This is a genomic window from Pseudomonas sp. CM25 (genome assembly GCF_013179705.1).
GTDB lineage: Bacteria > Pseudomonadota > Gammaproteobacteria > Pseudomonadales > Pseudomonadaceae > Aquipseudomonas.
In genome coordinates this window covers 1-4520 of record NZ_JABMCW010000397.1, presented here as the reverse complement: position 1 = coordinate 4520, position 4520 = coordinate 1, and the positions used below count along the sequence as shown (strand labels likewise).

Sequence of the window (4520 nt, the reverse complement as noted above, 5' to 3'; positions counted from 1 at the left end):
GTACTGGTACCCGCTCACCAGCGGCAGCAGCACCCACTGATCCAGACGGTAGTTGAAGTGGTAGACGCGACGGTTGATCGACTCCAGCGGGTCGTACACGTTCAGCGCCTCCAGGGTGGAGCGCTCGAACTCGCGCTGGTCCAGCCCCGGGTTGAATTTCAGCTCACGCAGCGGGTCGATGAAGCCGTCGGCTTCCGGCACCAGAGGCGCTGTACCCATCACCTGCGGGTCGCCCTCGACCACGCTGGCGCGGGGCGCGGTTTCGGCCGCCAGCGCGTGGCCGGCGACGAGCAGGGCAGTGGCGAAGAGGAGTTTGTTAACCACGGAAGAACTCCAGCATGGCGTCACTGTTGACGCGGTAGTTGAGGTTGCCGCAATGGCCGCCATGGGGGTAAAGGGTCAGCCGGTCACCGAACACCTTGCGCAGGAAGCCGATGTCGCCCGGGCCGAGGATGACATCGTCGGCGTTGTGCATCACGGCGATCTTGTCGCTGCTGCGCAGGTAGTCTTCCAGGGCATACAGGCTGACCTGGTTGACCAACTGCAGGATGCTGTTGCCGTCGGTGCGGGCGCGCCACATGGGGATGACCTGCTCGGTCATGTAGCAGTCGAAGTCGCACTGCAGGGCGCGCTTGAAGAACGGCGTGAGGCTGCTGCCCTCGGTGATCGGGAACTTCGGCGGAATGATCAGGCCGCGGCGGTTGATCAAGTCGGAGGTGAAGGCAATGTCGGCCGCCGAGAAGCGGAACGAGGTGCCAATCAGCATCGCCATCTGCTCGTTGGACAGGTGCTGTTTCGACTGCTGGAAGTCGTACAGCAGCGCTTCATTCAGATCGATATAACCCTTGTCCTGGAAGTAGCGCGTCAACTTGGTCAGCATCAGTTCGTAGAACGTGGTGCTGCGGTCGATGCCCTTGACCTGGGTTTGCACCAGTTTGTCGAGGTTGTTGATGGAGGTGTAAAGGTTCACCGGCGGGTTCAGCAGCAGCACGCGCTTGAAGTTGAAGCTGCGGCGGGTTTCGTCCAGGTGGCTGACAAAGGCGGCATCGAGTGCCCCCAGGCTGTAGCCGGTGAGATAGAAATCTTTGACGGGCAGGCGCGGGTGCTGGGCGCGTACGGCCTGCATCACCCGGTACATGTCTTCGGCGTCTTCCTGGCTGATACCGGGGGTGGCGAAGCGTGAGGCGGCGCTCATGAAGTCGTAGCTGGTGGGCGACGACAGTTGCACCACATGGAAGCCGCCCTGGTAGAACAGCTTTTTCAGGTATTCGTTGATGCTGCTGCTGTACGGGGCGCCGGTACCGGCGATGATGAAGATCAGGGGCGCCTCGTGGTCCTGGCGGGCCAGGCGATACTTGAGCTTTTTCACCGCCCAGAAGTTGTCGGGCAGGGTGAACTCACGCTCGGGGCGCAAGGTGAGGCTGTAGTCGGACTGGTTGATTTCGTCGTCGCTGGGCAGGGTGGGGCGCTGGTCCGGCGGGGTGGTGGCGATGGTCGCCTCGAACGGGTTGGTCAAGGGGTAGCCATAGCTTGCGGCGTCGATATCTCGCGCTGAAGCGGCCACAGCCATGAGCAGGCCGCCGAGCAGGGCAGCGAGGCGCAAAGATAGATGCATGTATTCCCCCAAAAGAACGCAAGGTCGAGCAGTGTGCAGGCTAGGACCACATCCTACCGGGCAAAGTTGCCAGGTGCGCCTGCCTTTGGTGTGCTTGTTATCTGCAACATAGCTGCAGAGCCATGATTTTGCCTTAGAACCGGGCTTGAGTGATCATGGATACTTTCGATTACCGCTATGGGAAAAAACAGGATGTCTCGTTCGCTGCCCGCTGCATTGCTCGTGCTGTTTCTGGGGCTGTGGCTCGCGGCCAGTTATGGCGTGCGCTACGGGCTGATGGAGGACGGCCAGTGGGTGGGGCTGTGCACCGCGCCAGCGATGTACTGGCAGTGCGAGGTGCGTTCGTTGCTGGGGTTGGGCATCCATCACCAGGTGATGGCCTGGGGCGGGCTGGGGCTGGCGCTGCTGGCGCAGGTGGTCGCCGGCCGCGCCGGTTGGTGGTTGGCGGTGCTGGCCCTGGTGTTCGCGGTGCCGGCGCTGGTGCTGTATACCGCCAGCATTGCCGTGTTTGCGCTGGTACTGGCGGGGTTGCGGTTGGTCAGGCAGCCCTCTCGCTAAGCTGCTGCAACTACGACTGTGGGCGCAACTGTCTTGCGCAAGATTTAAAAAGCGTGCGTGATCCCTGTGGGAGCGGCGGTGCGGCGATCCGATTTACCCGCGAAGAGGCCGGACCTGCCGGCCACTATCCTTGGGCATTCACCGTTGTCTCCGCCACCGCATTCGCGGGTGAACCCGCTCCCACCAGGCGCCGTGTTTGCCCAGAACCCAGCCTGGTAATCAGGCGTGGCGCAACCGCAGGCTGCGCCACAAGGCTGCCGTCATCAGCACACTCACCAGTGCCCAGGCCCAGGCCTGCTGGTTCTCCAGCCCTTCAACGAACAACTGCGGCGCCACCCCAGCACCGACGATGAACGCCAGCAACGCCACCTCCGCCCGTCGCGCGCGCACCGGCCGCAGCACGTAGACCACTGCCGGTAACGCCAGCGCCGCGCTGGGGAAGCTGCGGTAGCGCGGGTCGAACACCATCGCCAGCATGCTCACCGCCGCCGCAAAACCCGCCGCCAGCAGCAACCAGCCGGCCTGCGCCTGCAGCCAGGCGTACAGACGCTCGCGCCAGCCCGTCCGCTGTGCCAAGGCAAGCACCCCATGGGCCAGCACCAGCAGGTTCAGCCCCGCCAGCACTACCGCCCACAGCCATTCCCCGGCAAACCGCGCATGGGTGCGCATCAACTCGCCCCATAATCCCAGGCAGCCCGCACCAAACGCGGCCAGCAGCGGCAGCAGCACGGCAGCCTGCACTGTGGCGGGGCGCCCGGCGAGTAGCAGCATGGCCGCCATCAGCAGCGCACTGGCCAGCAACCATTGCGGCCAGTAGGGCAGGTTGCTGACCGGCCCTTCGAGCACGCCCTTGTCCTGCCGGTTGGCATCGTACAGCCCCCAATAACCGCCCACCGCGCCCTCGTTGGCACGCTTCCAGGGCTGGTCGAAGGCCTCGATCAGGTTGTAATGCCAGCCGTTGCTTTCCGCCATCGCAACGAAGCCGCGAATGAAGCGCGCTTCGTTGACCCGGCTGGGCACTGCGGTTTCGCGCTGCCGGCCTTCGCTGGGCCAGCCAGTTTCGCCGATCACGATATCCTTGGGCGCGAAGCGCGTGCCGAACACCCGGCGCACATCGGCCACGTGGGCCAGGGCATCGTCGATGCCGCGTGGGTCGTCTTCCCAGTAAGGCAGCAGGTGGATCGTGAGGAAGTCGACCGCAGGTGCCACCTGCGGATGCTGCAGCCAGAACTCCCACACATCGGCATAGGTAACCGGTACCTGCACCTGGCTTTTCACCTTGGCGATCAGCTTGGCTAGGTGAGCGCCGGTAACTTCCTTGCGCAGCAGCGTCTCGTTGCCGACGATCACGGCAGTGACCACGTCGGGGTTGGCGTTGGCAGCGGCGATCAGCAGGTCGATTTCCTTGGCCGTGTCCGCCGCGTGGGCATTGACCCAGGCCCCGAGCATCACCTTCAGGCCATGCTTGCGCGCCAGCGCCGGGAGCGCTTCGAGGCCGGTTTGCGAATAGGTACGGATGCACTGGAACCGTTCAGCCAGCAACGCCAGGTCGGCATCCATCCGCTCCGGGCGCAGGTGAAACGGCTGGTCGTAGGGCGACTGGTCCTTGTCGAACGGTGTGTACGAAGCGCATTGCAACTTGTGCGTGGGGCTGGCCGCATCGGCCAGGTGCACCGGCTTGCCAAGCCCGTACCAGAGGCCTGCGAGGCCAAGCAGGGCCAGCAGGCAGGCAAGCAGGTACAACGGCAGCAGCAGGCGAGCAGAACGGGGCATCGGGCGGTCCATCGTCAGGCACAAAAGGGTAGATAGTAGCCCGGCGCCAAGACTTTGGCATGCAAGGATCGCGCAGGTCGGTGTAGGCAGATGGCGCTAATGGCACAGTGCTGTCGCATATGAGGCGGGTACAGGTCGCAGGCGGATCAGGTCGACTGGTGTGACAGGCAGATGATGCAATCTCCAAGACCTGACGAGGGGATGCTTTGATGGCAGCTTTGAGAAGAATGCGACGTGTCCTGGGCGTGGGAACCGCCCTGGTATTGGCCATGAGCGGTGCACAGGCAATGGCCAAGGAAGTAAGCATCGGTTACGTGGATGGTTGGGCCGACAGCGTGGCGACCACCAACGTGGCCGCCGAAGTGATCAAGCAGAAGCTCGGCTACGACGTGAAGCTGCAGGCCGTGGCCACGGGCATCATGTGGCAGGGCGTGGCGACCGGCAAGCTCGATGCCATGTTGTCGGCCTGGTTGCCGGTGACTCACGGCGAGTACTGGACCAAGAACAAGGACAACGTGGTCGACTACGGCCCCAACTTCAAGGACGCCAAGATCGGCTTGATCGTCCCCGAGTA

The 4520-nt window shown here is 63.7% G+C and carries 5 protein-coding genes; 2 read left to right on the top strand and 3 right to left on the bottom strand.

What is annotated here, in order from left to right; all coding sequences use genetic code 11:
* Together HP546_RS26435 and HP546_RS26430 are read right to left on the bottom strand one after the other, a co-directional pair.
* The coding region (locus HP546_RS26435; RefSeq protein ID WP_172231653.1) for an MlaA family lipoprotein at positions 1-324 on the bottom strand (324 nt) is incomplete at its 3' end.
* The gene (locus tag HP546_RS26430) at positions 317-1615 is read right to left on the bottom strand and encodes a serine/threonine protein kinase (RefSeq protein ID WP_172231650.1); all 1299 of its coding nucleotides are present in this window, start codon (positions 1613-1615) and stop codon (positions 317-319) included. The genes HP546_RS26430 and HP546_RS26435, both read right to left, overlap by 8 nt.
* Positions 1616-1807: 192 nt before the next feature.
* Here HP546_RS26430 and HP546_RS26425 point away from each other — a divergent pair, with 192 nt between their 5' ends.
* Positions 1808-2173 (top strand): hypothetical protein, encoded by a 366-nt coding sequence (locus HP546_RS26425; RefSeq protein ID WP_172231647.1) that lies wholly within the window; start codon positions 1808-1810, stop codon positions 2171-2173.
* A gap of 219 nt (positions 2174-2392) precedes the next feature.
* On the opposite strand, the gene HP546_RS26420 is transcribed toward HP546_RS26425, so the two are convergent.
* Positions 2393-3958, bottom strand: coding sequence for a beta (1-6) glucans synthase (locus HP546_RS26420; RefSeq protein ID WP_172231644.1), 1566 nt, complete (start codon positions 3956-3958; stop codon positions 2393-2395).
* Between the two features lie 197 nt (positions 3959-4155).
* Between HP546_RS26420 and HP546_RS26415 the strand changes: the two genes are divergently transcribed.
* The coding region (locus tag HP546_RS26415) for a glycine betaine ABC transporter substrate-binding protein (RefSeq protein WP_306125757.1) at positions 4156-4520 on the top strand (365 nt) is incomplete at its 3' end.

Excerpts from the sequence above, each read along its gene's own strand:
- HP546_RS26430 (WP_172231650.1), bottom strand. The coding sequence starts at position 1,615 with ATGCATCTATCTTTGCGCCTCGCTGCCCTGCTCGGCGGCCTGCTCATG.
- HP546_RS26425 (WP_172231647.1), top strand. The coding sequence starts at position 1,808 with ATGTCTCGTTCGCTGCCCGCTGCATTGCTCGTGCTGTTTCTGGGGCTG.
- HP546_RS26420 (WP_172231644.1), bottom strand. The coding sequence starts at position 3,958 with ATGGACCGCCCGATGCCCCGTTCTGCTCGCCTGCTGCTGCCGTTGTAC.